General features: G+C 37.5%; 14 protein-coding genes. All 14 read left to right on the forward strand.

The annotated features are described in order from the left end of the window. The first annotated feature begins 16 nt into the window (after window positions 1-16). The 14 genes from icd (at window position 17) to GSM_RS09675 (ending at window position 17,966) form a co-directional block, all read left to right on the forward strand. Complete coding sequence (icd, locus tag GSM_RS09610; RefSeq protein WP_003687559.1) at window positions 17-1,294, forward strand: NADP-dependent isocitrate dehydrogenase; 1,278 nt, start codon at window positions 17-19, stop codon at window positions 1,292-1,294. A 1,108-nt stretch (window positions 1,295-2,402) separates the two neighbouring features. Continuing rightward, entirely contained in the window at window positions 2,403-3,794 is a 1,392-nt protein-coding gene (locus GSM_RS09615) for an amino acid permease (RefSeq protein ID WP_003687561.1), read from the forward strand. A gap of 1 nt (window position 3,795) precedes the next feature. Then, window positions 3,796-4,719 (forward strand): homocysteine S-methyltransferase, encoded by a 924-nt coding sequence (gene mmuM / locus GSM_RS09620; protein ID WP_003687563.1) that lies wholly within the window; start codon window positions 3,796-3,798, stop codon window positions 4,717-4,719. Between the two features lie 409 nt (window positions 4,720-5,128). After that, window positions 5,129-6,610 (forward strand): anthranilate synthase component I family protein, encoded by a 1,482-nt coding sequence (locus tag GSM_RS09625; protein WP_003687565.1) that lies wholly within the window; start codon window positions 5,129-5,131, stop codon window positions 6,608-6,610. Next, the gene (locus GSM_RS09630; RefSeq protein ID WP_003687567.1) at window positions 6,594-7,166 is read left to right on the forward strand and encodes an anthranilate synthase component II; all 573 of its coding nucleotides are present in this window, start codon (window positions 6,594-6,596) and stop codon (window positions 7,164-7,166) included. Before GSM_RS09625 ends, GSM_RS09630 begins: the two co-directional genes overlap by 17 nt. 411 nt (window positions 7,167-7,577) lie before the next feature. Beyond that, window positions 7,578-8,603: an anthranilate phosphoribosyltransferase gene (gene trpD / locus GSM_RS09635; RefSeq protein WP_029327421.1), complete on the forward strand. Its 1,026-nt coding sequence runs from the start codon at window positions 7,578-7,580 to the stop codon at window positions 8,601-8,603. Beyond that, a complete protein-coding gene (gene trpC, locus GSM_RS09640) occupies window positions 8,600-9,382 on the forward strand; it encodes an indole-3-glycerol phosphate synthase TrpC (RefSeq protein WP_003687571.1) in 783 nt (260 codons plus the stop codon). Before trpD ends, trpC begins: the two co-directional genes overlap by 4 nt. 3 nt (window positions 9,383-9,385) lie before the next feature. Next, a complete protein-coding gene (locus GSM_RS09645) occupies window positions 9,386-9,979 on the forward strand; it encodes a phosphoribosylanthranilate isomerase (RefSeq protein WP_003687573.1) in 594 nt (197 codons plus the stop codon). Then, complete coding sequence (trpB, locus tag GSM_RS09650; RefSeq protein WP_003687574.1) at window positions 9,957-11,162, forward strand: tryptophan synthase subunit beta; 1,206 nt, start codon at window positions 9,957-9,959, stop codon at window positions 11,160-11,162. Before GSM_RS09645 ends, trpB begins: the two co-directional genes overlap by 23 nt. Then, complete coding sequence (trpA, locus tag GSM_RS09655; RefSeq protein WP_003687576.1) at window positions 11,155-11,958, forward strand: tryptophan synthase subunit alpha; 804 nt, start codon at window positions 11,155-11,157, stop codon at window positions 11,956-11,958. Before trpB ends, trpA begins: the two co-directional genes overlap by 8 nt. Window positions 11,959-12,118: 160 nt before the next feature. Continuing rightward, window positions 12,119-12,964: a PRD domain-containing protein gene (locus GSM_RS09660; protein ID WP_003687578.1), complete on the forward strand. Its 846-nt coding sequence runs from the start codon at window positions 12,119-12,121 to the stop codon at window positions 12,962-12,964. 129 nt (window positions 12,965-13,093) lie between these two features. Beyond that, on the forward strand, window positions 13,094-15,049 hold the full coding sequence (locus GSM_RS09665; protein ID WP_003687580.1) for a beta-glucoside-specific PTS transporter subunit IIABC: 1,956 nt from the start codon (window positions 13,094-13,096) through the stop codon (window positions 15,047-15,049). 19 nt (window positions 15,050-15,068) lie between these two features. Next, a complete protein-coding gene (locus tag GSM_RS09670) occupies window positions 15,069-16,505 on the forward strand; it encodes a 6-phospho-beta-glucosidase (RefSeq protein ID WP_003687583.1) in 1,437 nt (478 codons plus the stop codon). After that, the gene (locus GSM_RS09675) at window positions 16,506-17,966 is read left to right on the forward strand and encodes a glycoside hydrolase family 1 protein (RefSeq protein WP_003687584.1); all 1,461 of its coding nucleotides are present in this window, start codon (window positions 16,506-16,508) and stop codon (window positions 17,964-17,966) included. It begins immediately after the preceding gene. Window positions 17,967-18,023 lie beyond the last annotated feature (57 nt).

The raw sequence follows: 18,023 nt of genomic DNA on the forward strand, positions 1-18,023 counted from the left end.
TAAGGTGGAATGATAAATGAAACAACCAGAAAAATTAAAGCTTGTTGATGGAAAGCTGTTTGTGCCTGATAATCCAATAATTCCTTTTATCGCTGGAGATGGAATTGGGCCGGAAATATGGCAAGCCGCACGGCGTGTTTTTGATAGTGCTGTTAATAAGATTTATGGTGATAATCGGCAGGTTCACTGGAAAAGGGTTTTAGCTGGGGAGGCTTCTTATCAGGATAGTGGAAGTTGGCTTCCAGACGAGACATTAGCGGCTTTCAAGGAATATTTAGTTGCTATTAAGGGACCACTGACAACACCTGTTGGAGAGGGACACCGTTCGATTAATGTGACACTAAGGCAGGAATTGGATTTATTTGCATGTGTCCGACCAGTGCAATATTATGCGGGAACCCCGTCACCTGTTAAACACCCAGAAAATGTTGATATTACAGTTTTTAGAGAAAATACAGAAGATATTTATGCTGGAATTGATTTTGAGAGCGGTTCGGCAGAGGCAAAAAAGTTATTGAATTTATTAAAGGACAATCACCAAGAGAATAAAGTTCGCTTTCCTGAGACATCATCTTTTGCAATTAAACCAGTTTCAAGTGAGGGCTCTAAGAGAATCGTAAGAGCAGCCCTTAATTATGCTATTTCGCAAAAGAAAAGTTATCTGACCCTTGTACATAAGGGAAATATTATGAAAAAAACGGAAGGTAACTTTAAAAAATGGGGCTATGAGGTTGCGGCAGAGTTAAAAAATCAAGTATTTACAAGTGTTGAATACAATCAAATTAAGCAGCAACAAAATAAGACGGCTGCTGACAAAGCTCAACTACAAGCAAAAAAGGATGGTAAAGTGATTGTTAATGATATTATTGCCGATAACTTTTTTCAACAGTCATTATTACATCCTGAAAACTTTGATGTAGTTGCAACGCTGAACTTGAATGGAGATTACATATCAGATGCGCTGGCTGCTCAAGTTGGTGGTATTGGGATTGCACCCGGTGCGAATATTAATTATCAGACTAAACGCGCTGTTTTTGAAGCCACACATGGGACAGCTCCTCAATTTGCGGGACAAAACAAGTTGAATCCAACTTCACTGATTCTTTCAGGAGTAATGTTATTTGAATATATTGGGTGGAATGAAGTTGCACTGGAGATTAAACGTGCGGTTGCGACTGCAATTGAGGAACAGCATGTGACAGTTGATTTCGCGGCAGCATTGCCACAAGCAACTGAACTTTCAACAAGCGGATTTGCAGATTATTTGATTGAATTAATGGCTAAAAATGAATAATTAATAGTACTAAGCAAATTTTGTTATCCTTGTTCATGGTGAATTATTACTATAACGACTTCTTAATTATTTTTAAGGATTACAGACAAACGCGTTTTATAAATCAAAACTTTTCAGCTAGTAGCTGATTTAAACTATATTTATATTATCAATTTACGTTAAAATTTATTAATATAGATAAAGTATTAGAAAATTCATTAAAGTAAAAAATGTTTAAAAAATGATTGACGTAATAGCTGATAAGCGGTAAAATAGCTTTAAGTTTTTATTAAAGATGATAATCTTATGAGAAGAAGAGTAACTGTGAGGGCTAATTATAAGAGAACCTAGGATGCTGAGAGTAGGTATTAGCGCGATTAGTGAAGATGAACTTTGAACAAGTGGTGTTTGGTTATAAACCAGGTATTCGGTAGGAACCGTTAAATTCCCAGGTATTTTTGTACTGTTGAGGCACCTTTGGTGCGAAAAAGGGTGGTACCGCGAATAAATTTCGTCCCTTGCTTGATAATTATTTATGAGCAAGGGACTTTTTTTGTGTAGATAAAATTGGAAGGGGGGTTGCTGCTCTTTATTATAGTAGTATATATCTGAGTTATTGTATTTTATGAAAGATGAGTATTTTGTTTGGACATGCACAGAGAGACTACGGTGTTGAGAGTAGTTCATGAAAGGCAAGAGAAGATGGTCTTTTTAGAGAAATTGATTGTGAGCTGAGAAAAAGTGAGCATGAGACGGTTATGCCCGTTAGCGTATCAAGGTTATGATTTCTAAATTAAAATCAAGACCTGTTGAGGATTGTTAAGATGACTTAGCAATCAAAGATCGAGTGGTAGCGCGATTAATCGCCTCGTAGTCTAAATTGACTATGAGGTTTTTATTAGCATAAAAATCATGGGTTTTATAAAAAATTCATAATTTAAATTTGGAATTAAGTAATTCAATTAATAAAGTCGGAGAATACTTAAACGTTTGATATAGTAAGAGGTAAAAGCATTTGCTGGGAAGTATCCAATATTTTTTCAGAAATGAAATACTTGATAGTGATAGCGTTGGGTTAATCGTGCTTGGAATTTTTTTAAAATAGTTATTTAAGAATGGAGAATTTGATATGACAGATAAGGGCGAGAAATTGAAGCGAGAGATGACAGTAAGGCATCTATTTATGATTTCTTTAGGTGGTGTAATTGGAACCGGTCTTTTCTTGAGTTCGGGGTATACAATTCATCAAGCAGGACCCGTCGGAACGATTTTAGCCTATGGGATTGGTGCAGTAATTGTTTATTTAGTAATGCTTTGCTTGGGAGAATTAGCAGTTGCTATGCCACAAACAGGTTCTTTCCATGTTTATGCAACACGTTTTATCGGACCTGCAACGGGATTCACTGTCGCCATTTTGTACTGGCTTACATGGACCGTTGCATTAGGTTCAGAATTTACAGCTGCAGGGTTGATTATGCAAAATTGGTTTCCTAAGATACCAACGTGGTGTTGGAGTTTACTATTCATGATCATTATTTTTGCTTCCAATGCATTTTCTGTTCGTTTCTTTGCTGAAACAGAATTTTGGTTTGCAAGTATTAAAGTATTGGCAATTATTTTCTTTATTGGAGTTGGGATACTTGCTATCTTCGGAATATTTTCTTTTAAGAAATATAATCCGCAACCATTATTTCACAATCTTTATGCAAATGGACTTTTTCCCACAGGATTTAAAGGTGTTTTTACCACAATGCTAACCGTTAATTTTGCTTTTTCAGGAACAGAATTAATTGGTGTCACTGCTGGAGAAGCTAAAGATCCAGCTAGAACGATCCCCAAGGCAATTCACACAACACTGTGGCGACTAATCATTTTTTTCATTGGCAGTATTACCGTAATGGCAACACTTATTCCTTGGAAACAGGCAGGGGTAGGTCAAAGCCCATTTGTTCTTGTTTTTAAGAGTATTGGACTTCCATTTGCAGGTGACATTATGAATTTTGTGATTTTAACAGCAATTTTGTCGGCTGCTAATTCGGGTTTGTATGCTTCAACTAGAATGTTATGGTCGTTATCGCATGAGAAGATGATTAATTCTTTTTTTGCTAAAACAACAAATAATGGAGTTCCATTGTACGCATTAACGGCTAGTATGTTGGGCGGAATCCTAGCACTGTTGTCAAGTGTTGTAGCAGCATCAACTGTTTATTTAGTACTGGTTTCAATTTCAGGACTTGCGGTTGTATTAGTTTGGGCGGCAATTGCACTTTCAGCAATTAATTTCCGAAAAAATTGGATAAAAGAAGGCCATAAAGTTAATGAACTTAAATTTGTGACACCTGGATATCCCTTTATCCCGTGGATTGCATTAATAGCCAGTTTATTGTCGTGCATTTTAATTGTATTTGATCCAACCCAAAGGCCGGCATTATTTTATATGATACCTTTTGTTCTAGGGTGTTATGGACTGTACTTTTTCAAGAGAAAACATGAAGAAAAAGGTGAGAAGGAGGAATCTTAAGATGAGATCACCATTACTTGAATTATTAAATGAGAGAAAATTATTGGTACTTGATGGAGCGATGGCAACGGAGCTTGAAAAAGCTGGGGTAGATACTGCTAATGAGCTATGGTCGGCAACTGCTCTTCTTGACGCACCGCAGAAAATAACAGCGGTGCATCAGGAATACTTTAAGGCCGGAGCAGATATAGCTATAACGAATACCTATCAAGCAACGAAGCAGGCATTTATGAAACAAGGAATAAGTGCTGACGAGAGTTCTGCATTAATAAAACAAGCTGTTTTCTGTGCACAAGAAGCAAGGGAGAAGGCCTCAGGAAACAAAAAATTATTATTGGCAGGAAGTATTGGACCATATGGAGCCTTTCTAGCCAATGGCAGTGAGTACACTGGTGATTACCATTTGTCTATTAAAGCCTTTCAAGATTTTCACTATCCAAGAATGCAGGCTTTGTTTGAGGCTGGGGCAGACTTATTTGCTATTGAAACTCAGCCTAACTTTGTTGAGCTTGAAGCTATTACGGAGTTGTTAGAAAGAAAATTTTCGAAAATGACTGCCTGGGTAGCACTTAGTATAAAAGATAATAAAAAATTATGTGATGGCACACCTCTGAAAAAGGTTGTGAAGTATCTTGACCAATTTGAGAGTATTAGTGCAATTGGAGTTAATTGTACGGCTATGGAGAATATAACTCCTGCATTGAATGAGATTCACTCGTTAACAACAAAGCCATTAATCGTCTATCCTAACAATGGTGATATATACGATCCTATTTCGAAAAAATGGCAAGTTAACGACAAAGCCCAGAAATTTAGTGATTTAGTTCCAACTTGGGTTAAGTCAGGAGCTAAAATAATTGGCGGTTGCTGTCGCACTACGCCAGATGATATTCGTGAAATTGTTGATGCTGTGAAACTGCAGTGAAATATGTGTGCTACTTTTAGTTTTGTTCATAAAAAAATTTAAAATGTTGTTGACAAAAAGATATCAAAGATTTATGATGACCGTAATTTAATATTCGTCCATACAAACCTATGAAGTGGAGATCAAGATAGTTGTGCACATACAGAGAACCGGCGTTGCTGAGAGTCCGGTTGAACGCAAGCTATTAAATGGACCATTGAGGGTGCGGTGAAAGCATGAGAAATGTTAGTACTCCGTAACGTAAGATACACGTCAGATATCAGGGATGTGATTGCATCCTGTAAAGAGTGTGGTTTATTAAGCAGTAATTGGCTGCTTTTTGGGCTACAAATTAAGGTGGTACCGCGGAAAATCCGTCCTTAGCAGGTAACTGTTATGGGCGGATTTTTTTGTAGAAAGGAGTAACAAAATGTTTCCTGAAATTGATGAATTAAAAAAGATTGCTTCGTCTTATAATTTTGTCCCAGTTGCTAAGCGTTTATCTTTAACAAAAGACGAGGAAGAACAGTTATTACTATCCCTGGCACACGATAAGGATACAGTTTATTTTTCAGGTGGAAATCATGCACTTGGAAATTATAGTTATTTTGTAATTCAGCCAACACGAAGCATTACTGTCTTAGATGGTGTTTTAATTGATAGCGACAAACAAAGGGACAAAATAATAAAAGATGTAAATCCCCATAATTATTTGGAGAAGGTCTTAAAGGAGCATGAACAGCCTGTTATTTCAGGACTTCCACCTTTTACTGGTGGATTAATAGGTTATTTCTCATATGAATATACTAAATATTATCAAAAGCATATTAATTTTCAACATGCCAATCCGGATAATATTCAAGACATTGGATTATTCTGTTGCGACAAATTGATTGCGTATAATCGTGATAAATCAGAAGTGAGTTTGATTATCAGCATTGCAACTGAAAATTTGGAAGCCAACTATAAGCGGGCAAAAGAAGAACTTGAGGAACTGAAAACGAGGGTGTTTGCACGAATTAGCAAAACTTATGAAATGCCGCAATTGAAGATGATCGGTGATTTTCAAATGTATTTTAATGAAGCCGAGTATTCAAATAAAGTTCAAATAGCAAAAGAACACATCACAGTAGGAGATATTTTTCAATTAATCATGTCTAATCCACAGAAAGTAAACTTAACTGGTGATTTATTACCGCTTTTAAAGCAATTAATGGTAGACGAACCGCATGCTTATCACTTTTATTTTAAGCAAAAAGGCTTTGCTGCCGTAGCGGCTTCACCTGAGACATTGATTACGCGAAAAGGACAAGAACTTGCAAGTTATCCTTTGGCAGGAACCCGAAAGTTGACAGATGATAGCGCAAAGAATCAAAAAAACTGTGCAGAATTATTAGGCAGTGCAAAAGAATTAGCGGAGCATAACATGTTAGTTGATCTTGGGAGAAATGATCTTGGACAGATAAGTAAATTCGGAACAATTCGTGTCACAAAGCATGCTTTTCTAGAAAAATTTTCAACTGTTGTTCATTTGGCATCTGTCATTAAAAGTCAGGCATTGCCAGAAAAAGGTGCACTGGATGTCTTAGATGCTGTTTTTCCGGCGGGGACCTTATCGGGGGCACCAAAAGTTAAGGCAATTCAAATTATTAACGAATTGGAACACTTTAAACGAGGAATCTATGGCGGTTGTTTCGGCTACATGAGCTTTTCAGGTGCTCTCGATATGGCAATTGGAATTAGATTACTGCACAGGAATGGACAAAATGGTATTTTGCATACAGGAGCTGGGATTGTGGCTGATAGTATAGCTAAAAATGAATATCAGGAATGCCTGAATAAATCGAGATCAGTAAGAAATGCATTAGCTAAGTCCAGTCTTAGAGGTGAAAAAAATGGAATTACTAATTGATAACTATGATAGCTTTACCTATAACTTGTATCAACAAATTGGACAATTTACTTCTGATATTGTGGTAAAAAAGAATGATGAGGTTGATTGTGATGCAATTGCGAGGTTAAAGCCGGAACATATTATTATCTCACCAGGTCCAGGCCGCCCAAATGATGCAGGTAATTGTCTGGAGATCGTTGATAAATTTGCTGGTAAAATTCCAATACTGGGTGTTTGCATGGGATTAGAGGTAATCGCTGCAGCTTTTGATACTGATATTGTTACTGCACCAAAGCTGATGCACGGGAAAGTCGACACTATCAAGGTAGAATATGTTGATGAAATCCTAAAGGGAACACCCCATAAATTCCAAGCAGCTAGGTACCACTCGTTAATTGCGGATTATCAACAATTACCTTCGAATTTTAATATTACGAGTGTCTCAAGTGATAATGAATTAATGTCCTTTTCAGATAGTCGAAAGCATATATATGCAATCCAATATCATCCAGAATCAATTATGACGGATAGAGCGGTTGGAAATACGATTATTCGGAACTTCTTAAAAGTTTAACTAGTGAAAAAAGTAAATTTAATATTTATCCATACAAACTACTGAAGTGGAGATCAAGATAGTTGTGCACATACAGAGAATCGGCGTTGCTGAGAGTCCGGTTGAACGCAAACTGTTAAATGGACCACTGAGGGTGCGGTCAAAGCATGAAAATTGTTAGTACTCCGCAACGTAAGATACACGTTAGATGTCTGGGATGTGCTTGCATCCCGTGAGGGTGTGGTTTATAGGCACAGTAACTACTGGCCTGAAACTGCGAATTAAGGTGGTACCGCGGAAAATCCGTCCTTAACAGGTGACTGTTATGGGCGCTTTTTTATTAGGAGGAGAAAAGATGGAAGAATTCCGATGGCAGATTCTTTTAAAACATGGGTCACACATATAGAAACAATTCTTAAGGAGGATATAAAGATGATAAAAGAAGCAATAAAAAAAGTTGTCAGTGGTAGTAATTTGAGTTATGAGGAAATGAATCGAGTAACAGATGAAATAATGTCAGATAAAGCAACGGATATTCAAATTGCTGCATTTTTGACAGCATTAGCAGAAAAAAAGGAAACGGTCGATGAGATTGCAGGAGCAGCTCAATCGATGAGGGAGCACGCACTAGATTTTGATTCCAGTCAAAAAGAAACACTTGAAATTGTAGGAACTGGTGGTGACAATGCCCACACATTCAATATCTCCACAACAACAGCTTTTGTTGTTTCGGCGACTGGAATACCAGTGACAAAACATGGAAATAGAGCAGCTTCATCTTTGAGCGGTGCGGCGGATGTATTAGAGGCCCTAGGAGCAAAAATAGATATTGATCCTAAAAAGTCGGCTGAAATCTTAGACAAAAATGGCATCTGTTTTCTATTTGCGCAAGAGTATCATCAAGCAATGCGCTATGTTGCAAAAGTCCGCAAAGAGTTGGCTTTTAGAACTATTTTTAATATTTTAGGACCACTTGCAAACCCAGCGGGAGCAAAGATGCAATTAATGGGTGTATATGATGGCCAGCTGCTCCAAGTTATACCTAGAGTAATGCAGCGATTAGGTGCCAATTCAGGGATGATTGTTCATGGAACTGATGGACTAGATGAAATTACATTAACCGGTCCAACTAAGGTAGTCGAGTTCAATAAAAAAGAAATAAAAAATTATGAATTGACGCCGGAACAATTCGATTTTCATAGCTGTACGGAACAAGATTTGGTCGGAGGAACTCCACAAGAAAATGCAAAAATTACCCGTGATATTTTGAGCGGAGTGAACGGTCCAAGGCGAGATGTTGTACTTTTGAATGCTGCAGCCGCAATCCACATCGTACACCCTGAGGTTGATTTTTTTGAAGGAATTCGTGAAGCAAAAGAAGCAATAGACAGCAAAAGAGCATTAGCTAAGCTGAATGATTTCGTTAAGCTGACGAATGATAACGAGGTTACTGTATGATATTAGATGATTTGGTTGCAGCAACATCTGAACGACTTGAGTTATGCAAACAGAAAGTAACGTTTGAAGAATTAAAGTTGCTTAGTAGGCAGAGTAAAAGCAAGGGACTTGCGGAATCTTTTAAACAGAATTTGAGAACCAACGAGCTGAGTGTAATTGCAGAGGTAAAGCAAGCTTCCCCCTCAAAAGGGGTAATCGTTAACGAATTTCCTTATTTGGAGATTGCTAAGGAATATCAAGCTGCAGGAGTTAGCGCAATATCTGTATTGACGGAAGAAAAATATTTCCATGGGAAGCTAGAATATTTGAAAGAAATAGCCCAGAAAAGTGAACTACCAATCTTACGGAAAGACTTTGTAATCGATCCATATATGATTTATGAAGCTCGGGTTGCAGGAGCAACACTTGTTTTATTAATTGTAGCGATTCTCAGTGATGAACAATTAAATGAGTATTTGGAATTGGCACATGATTTGGGAATGGAGGCAATTGTAGAGGTTCATAATCATCATGAATTAACACGAGCTTTAAACACGGATGCAGCGATTATTGGAATTAATAACCGAGATTTGACTAATTTCAAGGTGAGTCTAGAAACTACTTGCAAACTCAGCGCTTTGGTTCCAGCAAATCGGTTGGTGATTTCAGAGAGTGGGATTCAAAGTGGAAAAGACATAACTTATTTGCAGGATAATGCAAGAATTAACGGAGTTTTAGTTGGAGAGTATCTAATGCGTGCAGAGAATAAAAAGGATACAATTTTAAAGATGAAGGGATAGGAAATGACAAAAGTAAAGATTTGTGGCATCAAAGATTTAAAAACAGTTACCATCTTAAATCAGACTCTCCCTGATTATGTAGGTTTTGTCTTTGCTAAAAGCTCACGCCAAGTAAGCATTGAACAGGCAAAAAAAATTCGTAAGCAGCTTTTGCCTTGTATCAAAACAATCGGTGTCTTTACAGAATTTAAGAAGCAGACCATTGAGATTTTAGTTGAACAGAAAATAATTCAAGGAGTCCAATTTCATACTAAAATTTCGACTGTAGAAGTTGATAATCTCAAGAACAAAGATTTATTGATTTTTCAAATAGCAAATAAAACGACAAAACCTGCTAAAGAAGTGGACTATTGGATGTTTGATTCAAAAGTACCAGGTTCGGGACAATTAGTTGATTGGAATCAAATTGATGCAAAAGGACATCCATTTATAATTGCAGGTGGATTAAATGCGAATAATGTGGGCGCGGCCATCTCTAAGTTGCACCCAGGAATCGTTGATGTTAGTTCTGGGGTAGAGAAAAATGGACAAAAGGATGCTAATGAAATAGCTAAATTTATAAGGAGTGTTAAAAATGCAGACGAAAAAAACAAGTGAACTAAAAGGACGTTTTGGTGAATATGGAGGACAATATATACCAGAAACTTTGATGAGTGAAGTGACCAAGTTGGCGAAGGCATATGAACATTATCAAGATGATCCTGACTTTCAAGCGGAAATGATGGATTTATTGAAGAACTATGCAAATCGGCCATCGTTGTTATATTATGCTAAAAGAATGACTGCAGATCTTGGTGGTGCTCAAATTTATTTTAAGCGGGAAGATTTGAATCATACTGGTTCACACAAAATAAATAATGTGATTGGACAGATACTTTTAGCAAAGAAAATGGGTAAAACTAGAGTAATTGCTGAGACTGGTGCTGGACAGCATGGGGTAGCTACGGCTACAGTTGCTGCCCTTATGGGAATGGAATGTGAAATCTTCATGGGTCAAGTGGACACAAAAAGACAAGCATTAAATGTATACCGAATGGAACTTTTAGGAGCAAAAGTCAATTCAATCACAACTGGAACAGGAACCTTAAAAGATGCAGTTAATGCTGCAATGCAGGAATGGAGCAGAAGAACCAGTGATACACATTATGTCATTGGCTCTGTGATGGGTCCATATCCATTTCCAACAATGGTTAGTGATTTCCAGTCTATTATTAGCAAGGAAATCAAACAGCAATTGCAAGAAGAAACAGGCAAGTTACCTGATGCAGTAGTTGCCTGTGTTGGTGGTGGAAGCAATGCTATGGGGGCTTTCTATCATTTTATTGATGAGCCCACTGTAAGGTTAATTGGTTGCGAAGCTGCAGGTAAAGGTGTTAATACAAAACAGCATGCAGCAACGATCGAGCGCGGTAGTGTAGGAATTTTTCATGGAATGAAATCAAAGTTTCTTCAAAATGAAGACGGACAAATAGATCAAGTATATTCAATCTCTGCAGGACTTGATTACCCAGGAATCGGCCCACAGCACGCAGCCTTGGCAGATACTAAACGTGCAGAATATGTTGGAATTACTGATGATGAAGCTGTTGAAGCTTTTGAATATATTGCTCGTCAAGAGGGAATTATTGCGGCGATTGAAAGCTGCCATGCAGTTGCCTATGTGATGAAGCTTGCACCACAGATGAAAAAAGATCAGATTATTGTTTGCAATCTTTCGGGACGAGGAGACAAAGATGTCGCAGCCATTGCGAGATACAAAGGAGAGAAAATTTATGACTGAGCAAAGATTAAGAGAAGCCTTTGGCAAGCAGCATAAAGCATTTATTGGGTTTGTTACGGCGGGTGATCCGACTTTTGATAAGTCAGTTGCTTCAATTTTAGCATTGGATGCAGGTGGGGCAGATGTTGTAGAAGTTGGAATACCATTTAGTGATCCTGTTGCAGATGGGCCGGTTATTCAAGACGCAGACTTGCGAGCTTTCGCAGCTGGAATAACGACTACTAAAGTATTTGAATTGGTTGAAGAAGTGCGAAGGAAGAGCGATGTATCCCTAGTGTTATTAGTTTATTTGAATAATATTTTCAAATATGGTTATGACCGTTTCTTTTCTAAGTGTAAACAAGTTGGGATAGATGGTGTGATCATACCAGATCTACCAATGGAAGAACGAGGAGAAGTGTTGCCATTTGCACACAAGTATCAATGTGCACTGATTCCATTAGTAGCTCCGACTTCAGCAAAACGGATTCCACAAATCGTTCAAGGAACCACAGGCTTCGTATATGTTGTTTCTTCAATGGGAGTCACGGGGGTCAGAAGCCAGCTTGATTCTAATTTAGAGGACATGATTGCAGCAATTCGTAATTCAACAGATGCTCCTATTGCAGTTGGTTTCGGTATTCATACACCTGAGCAGGCGGCTAAAATCGCAGCGATTGCAGATGGCGTAATTGTGGGATCAGCAATTGTTAAGATAATTGCTCAAAATACGGCAGAAACATCTAAAAAAATTACAGAGTATACTAGAAAAATGAGCAAAGCAATTTATAAAATAAATAGAGAAAAAAGTTTATAAAAACTTGTTGACAACGCTTACAATGACTGGTATTATAATCACATAAAGCAGAGCGTGTTACTGATTCGATCAGGCATTAACCCACTTTTAGATTGGTTGTTATAAAAAGCAACCATCTAGGGCGGGTTTTTTTAATACTTAATTTCTGGAGGAAGTGATCATGAAATTTATTAAGAATTTTAATAATAATGCTGCTTTAGTTGAAGATGAACAAGGTACTGAATGGATTGTGATTGGGAATGGTGTAGGTTTTGGTAAGAAGAAAGGAATGCTAGTTGATGAAGGGAGGATAGAACGTCGCTTTGTAACTGCTGAAAAGAATAGCTTGGATATTGAGAGTTTCAAAGAAATTGAATCGCAATCATTAGAATTAACGACAAAAGTTATTGAATTAGTTGAACCTTTACTGAAGATTAGATTTAATGATTATCAATATTTTGTCCTTGCAGACCATATTGATTTTTCTTTAAAACGAGCTCATGAAGGAATTGAAATCAGCGATGGAACCGTTATTTGGGAAATCAGTAAGTTATTCAGCGAAGAATATCAGGCGGCAAAAGAAGCCATTAACTTGATAAATCAACAGGCACGTGTTCAATTACCAAAAAATGAAATCGTATTTATGACATACCATTTTGTGAATGCAAGCATGGATGGTTCACGGCTTCAAGATACAATCAAAATTACGAAATTGATTTCCGGAATTATTGATATCATACAATACCAATTTCATCTGACGTTAGATACAGAATCTTTTAATTATAGTCGTTTTGTTACGCATCTACGTGCATTGATGGTTCAAAGAGTTAGTAAAACAAGTATGATGGCTAGTGAACTAGATCCCGCATTACTCAAGTTAATGCAGCTGAAATATCCACTTGCATATGAAACAACTGAACGAATTGGTGATTATCTGCAGAAAGAAACAAACTGGAAGTTGCAGCCGGATGATAAAGTCTATTTAACCTTACATGTCTGGCGTGTGACCCATCGGCAAAAAAAATAATAAAAGTATTTTGGTGTGTTACTGATAAAGCAGGCATTAACCCAGAGACTTTGCAAATTATTTTATCCTAATTGGATAAATATTGCGTGGTTGTCTGGGTTTTTATTTTGAATTTAGGAGATGAAAAAAATGAAATATGAAGATCTCAGCAAAGAAATTATCGATGGAGTTGGCGGAAAAGAAAATGTTAACAGCGTGGTTCATTGTACTACACGATTAAGATTCAAGCTAAAAGATGAAGGATTAGCTAAAACAGAAAAATTAAAAACAACTGACGGTGTTATTACGGTGGTTCAGTCAGGAGGTCAATATCAAATTGTAATTGGTAACCATGTGGCAGATGTATATGATGATTTGATCAAAGTTGGTGGGTTTCAAGATGGAGGTTCAGTACCGGATGATTATGGTGAAAAGTCCGATATGAGCTTATTGGATCGCTTTATTGATTTAGTTTCAGGTATATTCACACCTATTTTAGGACCGCTGTGTGCAGCTGGTATGATTAAAGGCTTTACAGCGATGTTTGTGGCATTTGGCTGGATCACAGCGACTTCTGGGAGTTATTTGATATTGCATGCTATTGGAGATGGTTTCTTCTACTTCTTCCCAGTTCTTCTCGGGTTTACTTCAGCTAATAAGTTTAAAGTTGATAAGTTTGTGGGAATGGCAATTGGTGCGGTTTTATGTTATCCAGATATAGTTGCGATAAACAGTAGTAAGACAGTTTTGTATACATTATTTAAGGGAACTTTCTTTGCCTCTGATATTCATACAACATTCTTCGGGATTCCAGTAATTATGATGAATTATACTTCGTCAGTAATTCCAATTATTTTAGCAGTATGGTTTGCTTCACATGTTGAAAAGTGGGCCAAAAAGGTTATCCCAGACGTTGTTAAAACATTCTTAGTACCTTTTGTTACTTTAGTTATTACCTTACCAGTTACTTTTATTGTAATTGGTCCGATTGCAACTTGGTTAAGCACTGCGGTTTCAGATGTTACAGTTGCGATCTACAACTTTAGTCCTATTTTTGCTGGGATACTAATGGGGGCGTTTTGGCAAGTATTTGTTATGTTCGGACTTCATTGGGGATTCGTGGCAGTTATGCTTACTAACCTTGCTTCTAAGGGGTATGATCCAATCGTTGTTCTTGCATTCGCGGCATCATTTGCACAAACTGGGGTCGTTCTTGCGATGACACTTCAGACAAAAAACAAAAAAACACGCAGCATCGGAATTCCAGCAGTTATTTCGGGGATTTTTGGAGTAACAGAGCCAGCAATTTATGGCCTTTCGCTTCCTAGAAAACGACCATTTATTTTAAGCTGTATTGCTGCAGCTGTAGGTGGTGGATTACTTGGGTTTTTTGGAACAAAAACTTATATTTATGGTGGTTTAGGAATCTTTGCCTTCCCAAGTTATATTAATAGCAAAACAGGTATTGACATGGCCTTCTATGGTTCAATCATTGCAGCAGCTGTTGCTGCAATACTTGGATTTGTTTTACAAGCCATCTTTGGCAAGAATTATGTTGATATTGAGCCTGAAGTTGCGACTGCAGGAGCATCAACTGCTTCTCAAGTTGAAACTCCAGTGGATGAAAGTAACACCACAACAATCTTTAATAAAGCGACAACTTTGGCAAGCCCTCTTTCTGGGAAGTTGATTCAGTTATCAGAAATAGATGATAAAGTCTTTGCTTCTGGAGCCATGGGCAAAGGAATTGCAATTGATCCAACTGAGGGAGTTATCTATGCGCCTGCCGATGGAGAGATTGTATTGGCCTTTCCCACTGGACATGCGGTTGGATTGAAAACAACTGATGGGGCTGAGTTATTGATGCACATTGGAATGGACACTGTCAATCTTGAAGGAAAAGGATTTGAGATACTTGTAAAGCAAGGGGATCAGGTTAAATTAGGGACACCGCTTGTTAAATTCGATATTGCGGCAATCAAGGCAGCAGGCTACAGTGTTGTCACTCCATTAGTTGTTACAAATTCCAAGAACTACCATGAGATAAAAATAGTAACCGATAAGAGTGAAGTCACAAAGAACGAAGTATTGTTAGAACTATCATAGGAATGAAAGAAGGCAAAAAATGAAATTTTCAGATAACTTTCTGTGGGGCGGAGCAACTGCGGCTAATCAATGCGAAGGAGCATATCTGACTGATGGCAAAGGATTATCATTAGTTGATATTTTACCCGCCAAGACGGAGAAAAGAAATGAAGCATTGTTCGACCCAAAACAGGCATTAGCCACAAATTATCAGTATTATCCAAGTCATGAATCAATTGACTTCTATCATCATTTTCGTGAAGATATTAAGTTATTCGCAGAAATGGGTTTTAAGGTATATCGCATGTCAATCAGCTGGCCAAGAATTTTCCCAAATGGGGATGATGAACAGCCTAATGAGCAAGGATTGAAATTCTATGATGAGGTCTTTGCAGAATGTCGGAAATACAAGATTGAGCCTTTGGTAACCATTAATCATTTTGATACACCATTAGCCTTGTTTAAAAAATATAATGGCTGGACTGACCGCAGATTAATCGATTTATATTTGAAATATTGTGAAGTCCTCTTTAAACGCTATAAGGGACAGGTAAAGTATTGGTTGACCTTTAATGAAATTAACATGATATTGCACATTCCGTTTCTAGGTGGTGGACTTGACGTAAAAAGTACTGAGATCCCAGAACAGTTAAAATATCAAGCTGCGCATCATCAATTAGTGGCTTCTGCACTTGCTACAAAATTGGCGCATGAAGTGGATGATGAAAATCAAGTCGGCTGTATGTTAGTTGCAGGACAAACATACCCATACACATGCAATCCAAAAGACGTTTGGGCAGCATTAAATGCTGATCGTGAAGGATACTTCTTTATTGATGTCCAGTCTCGCGGATATTATCCAAGTTACGCTGACAAAATATTCAGAGAAAAAGAAGTTGAATTGGAGTGGGCAGAGACTGATAGGAGAGACTTATATGAAAATACCGTAGATTTTATCTCCTTTAGCTACTATTCTTCAAGGTTAACAAGCGCCGATCCGAATGTAATGGAAAAAACAGCTGGCAATATCTTTGCTTCACTTAAAAATCCATATTTAAAAACAAGTTCATGGGGTTGGCAAACAGATGGGTTGGGTCTGCGGATAACAATGAATCAAATTTATGATCGCTATCAAAAACCACTTTTTGTGGTTGAAAATGGCCTAGGAGAAAAAGATTTAGTTACTCCTGAAGATGAGATTCATGACCAATACCGAATCGATTATCTAAGAGAGAACTTACGTGAGTTGGGTGCTGCAATCGAAGATGGTGTTGAGTGCCTTGGTTACACTAGTTGGGGCTGTATAGATTTGGTCTCAGCCGGAAGTGGAGAGATGTCGAAACGCTATGGATATATATATGTTGATAGAAATGATAAAGGCGAAGGTTCACTACAAAGATTGAAAAAGGATTCATTTTATTGGTATCAAAAGGTTATAGCTACCAATGGCAAATATCTATTAGAGGAGGATGATTAAATGTATAGTAAGAATGTTCCCAGCAGTTTTCCAAAGAATTTTTTGTGGGGCGGAGCAACTGCTGCTAATCAAGTAGAAGGTGCCTGGAATATTGATGGTAAGGGAATTTCAACAGCTGAGGTAGTTAAACGAGCTACCAGCCGCAAGAATTTTACGTTTAATGAAGTGACGAAGAAATCTTTAGAAGAGGCTATTGAGGATACAAGTACAATAACTTATCCTAAGCGACGTGGAATTGATTTTTATCATCATTATGAAGAAGATATCAGACTTTTTGCAGAAATGGGCTTTAAAGCATATCGTTTATCAATTGCTTGGGCCAGGATCTTTCCAAATGGTGATGAAAATGAACCAAATGAAAAAGGACTTGTGTTCTATGATCATGTTTTTGAAGTATGTAAAAAATATGGAATAGAACCAGTCGTAACGATTTCGCATTATGAAATGCCTCTTGGACTAACATTAAAGAGCAATGGTTGGGAAACAAGAGAGACAATTGATGAGTTTACAAAATTAACGAAAGTTCTTTTCGAACGCTATAAGGGTCAAGTAAAATACTGGCTGACATTCAATGAAATTAACGCTGCAGTTTGGGGATTTAGTGGCACTGGAGCTCTTGATGAAGGACTGCCTGTAGCACAAAAAATGCAATTGCGTTACCAAGCTTTACATCATCAATTCATTGCAAGTGCATTGGCTGTATTACAGTGCCATGAAATTGATCCTGAAGCGAAGATTGGTTCCATGCTCGCAAGAATGCAAACGTACCCTAAAACACCTGCACCGAGTGATGTACGTGCTGCTCAACTGCAAGATCAATTGAATCTTTTCTTCACTGATGTCCAAGTTCGTGGTGAATATCCTAGATATATGAATCGGTATTTCCATGATAATGGAATTGAATTGGAGTTTGTTACAGGTGATGAAGAAACTTTAAAACAAGGAAAGGTAGACTTCCTGAGTTTTAGTTACTATATGTCCACTGTTACATCGGATGATGAAGATATCACTAAGGTGACTGGGAACTTTGCTCTTGGAGAAGCTAATCCGTATTTGGAATCAAGTGAATGGGGTTGGCAGATTGATCCAATTGGCCTCAGAATTACATTGAACGAACTATGGGATCGTTATCAAGTACCATTATTTATTGTAGAGAATGGTCTTGGAGCGATTGATGAATTGACAGCAGACAAAAAAATTCATGATGATTATCGGATAGATTATTTGCGCAAACACATTGTCGAGATGAAAGAAGCAATTAAAGATGGTGTTGAATTGATGGGGTATACATCTTGGGGACCAATCGATTTAATTAGTGCTTCCACCTCTGAGATGTCTAAACGCTATGGTTTCATCTATGTTGATCAAGATGATGAGGGAAACGGTAGTTTGGAGAGAATCCGCAAAGATTCATTTTATTGGTTCAAGGAGGTTATTGCATCAAACGGTGAAAAGTTGTAATTAATTATGAGATATGAGTTTAAAATAAAAGAGCTGAGTCAAAAATGAAGTGTAGAT

The organism is Liquorilactobacillus mali KCTC 3596 = DSM 20444 (assembly GCF_000260415.1).
GTDB classification, from domain to species: Bacteria; Bacillota; Bacilli; order Lactobacillales; family Lactobacillaceae; genus Liquorilactobacillus; species Liquorilactobacillus mali.

Excerpts from the sequence above, each read along its gene's own strand:
- GSM_RS09645 (WP_003687573.1), top strand. The coding sequence starts at position 9,386 with ATGACAAAAGTAAAGATTTGTGGCATCAAAGATTTAAAAACAGTTACC.
- icd (WP_003687559.1), top strand. The coding sequence starts at position 17 with ATGAAACAACCAGAAAAATTAAAGCTTGTTGATGGAAAGCTGTTTGTG.
- trpC (WP_003687571.1), top strand. The coding sequence starts at position 8,600 with ATGATATTAGATGATTTGGTTGCAGCAACATCTGAACGACTTGAGTTA.
- GSM_RS09625 (WP_003687565.1), top strand. The coding sequence starts at position 5,129 with ATGTTTCCTGAAATTGATGAATTAAAAAAGATTGCTTCGTCTTATAAT.
- mmuM (WP_003687563.1), top strand. The coding sequence starts at position 3,796 with ATGAGATCACCATTACTTGAATTATTAAATGAGAGAAAATTATTGGTA.
- trpB (WP_003687574.1), top strand. The coding sequence starts at position 9,957 with ATGCAGACGAAAAAAACAAGTGAACTAAAAGGACGTTTTGGTGAATAT.
- trpD (WP_029327421.1), top strand. The coding sequence starts at position 7,578 with ATGATAAAAGAAGCAATAAAAAAAGTTGTCAGTGGTAGTAATTTGAGT.
- GSM_RS09630 (WP_003687567.1), top strand. The coding sequence starts at position 6,594 with ATGGAATTACTAATTGATAACTATGATAGCTTTACCTATAACTTGTAT.
- GSM_RS09665 (WP_003687580.1), top strand. The coding sequence starts at position 13,094 with ATGAAATATGAAGATCTCAGCAAAGAAATTATCGATGGAGTTGGCGGA.
- GSM_RS09670 (WP_003687583.1), top strand. The coding sequence starts at position 15,069 with ATGAAATTTTCAGATAACTTTCTGTGGGGCGGAGCAACTGCGGCTAAT.
- GSM_RS09615 (WP_003687561.1), top strand. The coding sequence starts at position 2,403 with ATGACAGATAAGGGCGAGAAATTGAAGCGAGAGATGACAGTAAGGCAT.
- trpA (WP_003687576.1), top strand. The coding sequence starts at position 11,155 with ATGACTGAGCAAAGATTAAGAGAAGCCTTTGGCAAGCAGCATAAAGCA.
- GSM_RS09660 (WP_003687578.1), top strand. The coding sequence starts at position 12,119 with ATGAAATTTATTAAGAATTTTAATAATAATGCTGCTTTAGTTGAAGAT.
- GSM_RS09675 (WP_003687584.1), top strand. The coding sequence starts at position 16,506 with ATGTATAGTAAGAATGTTCCCAGCAGTTTTCCAAAGAATTTTTTGTGG.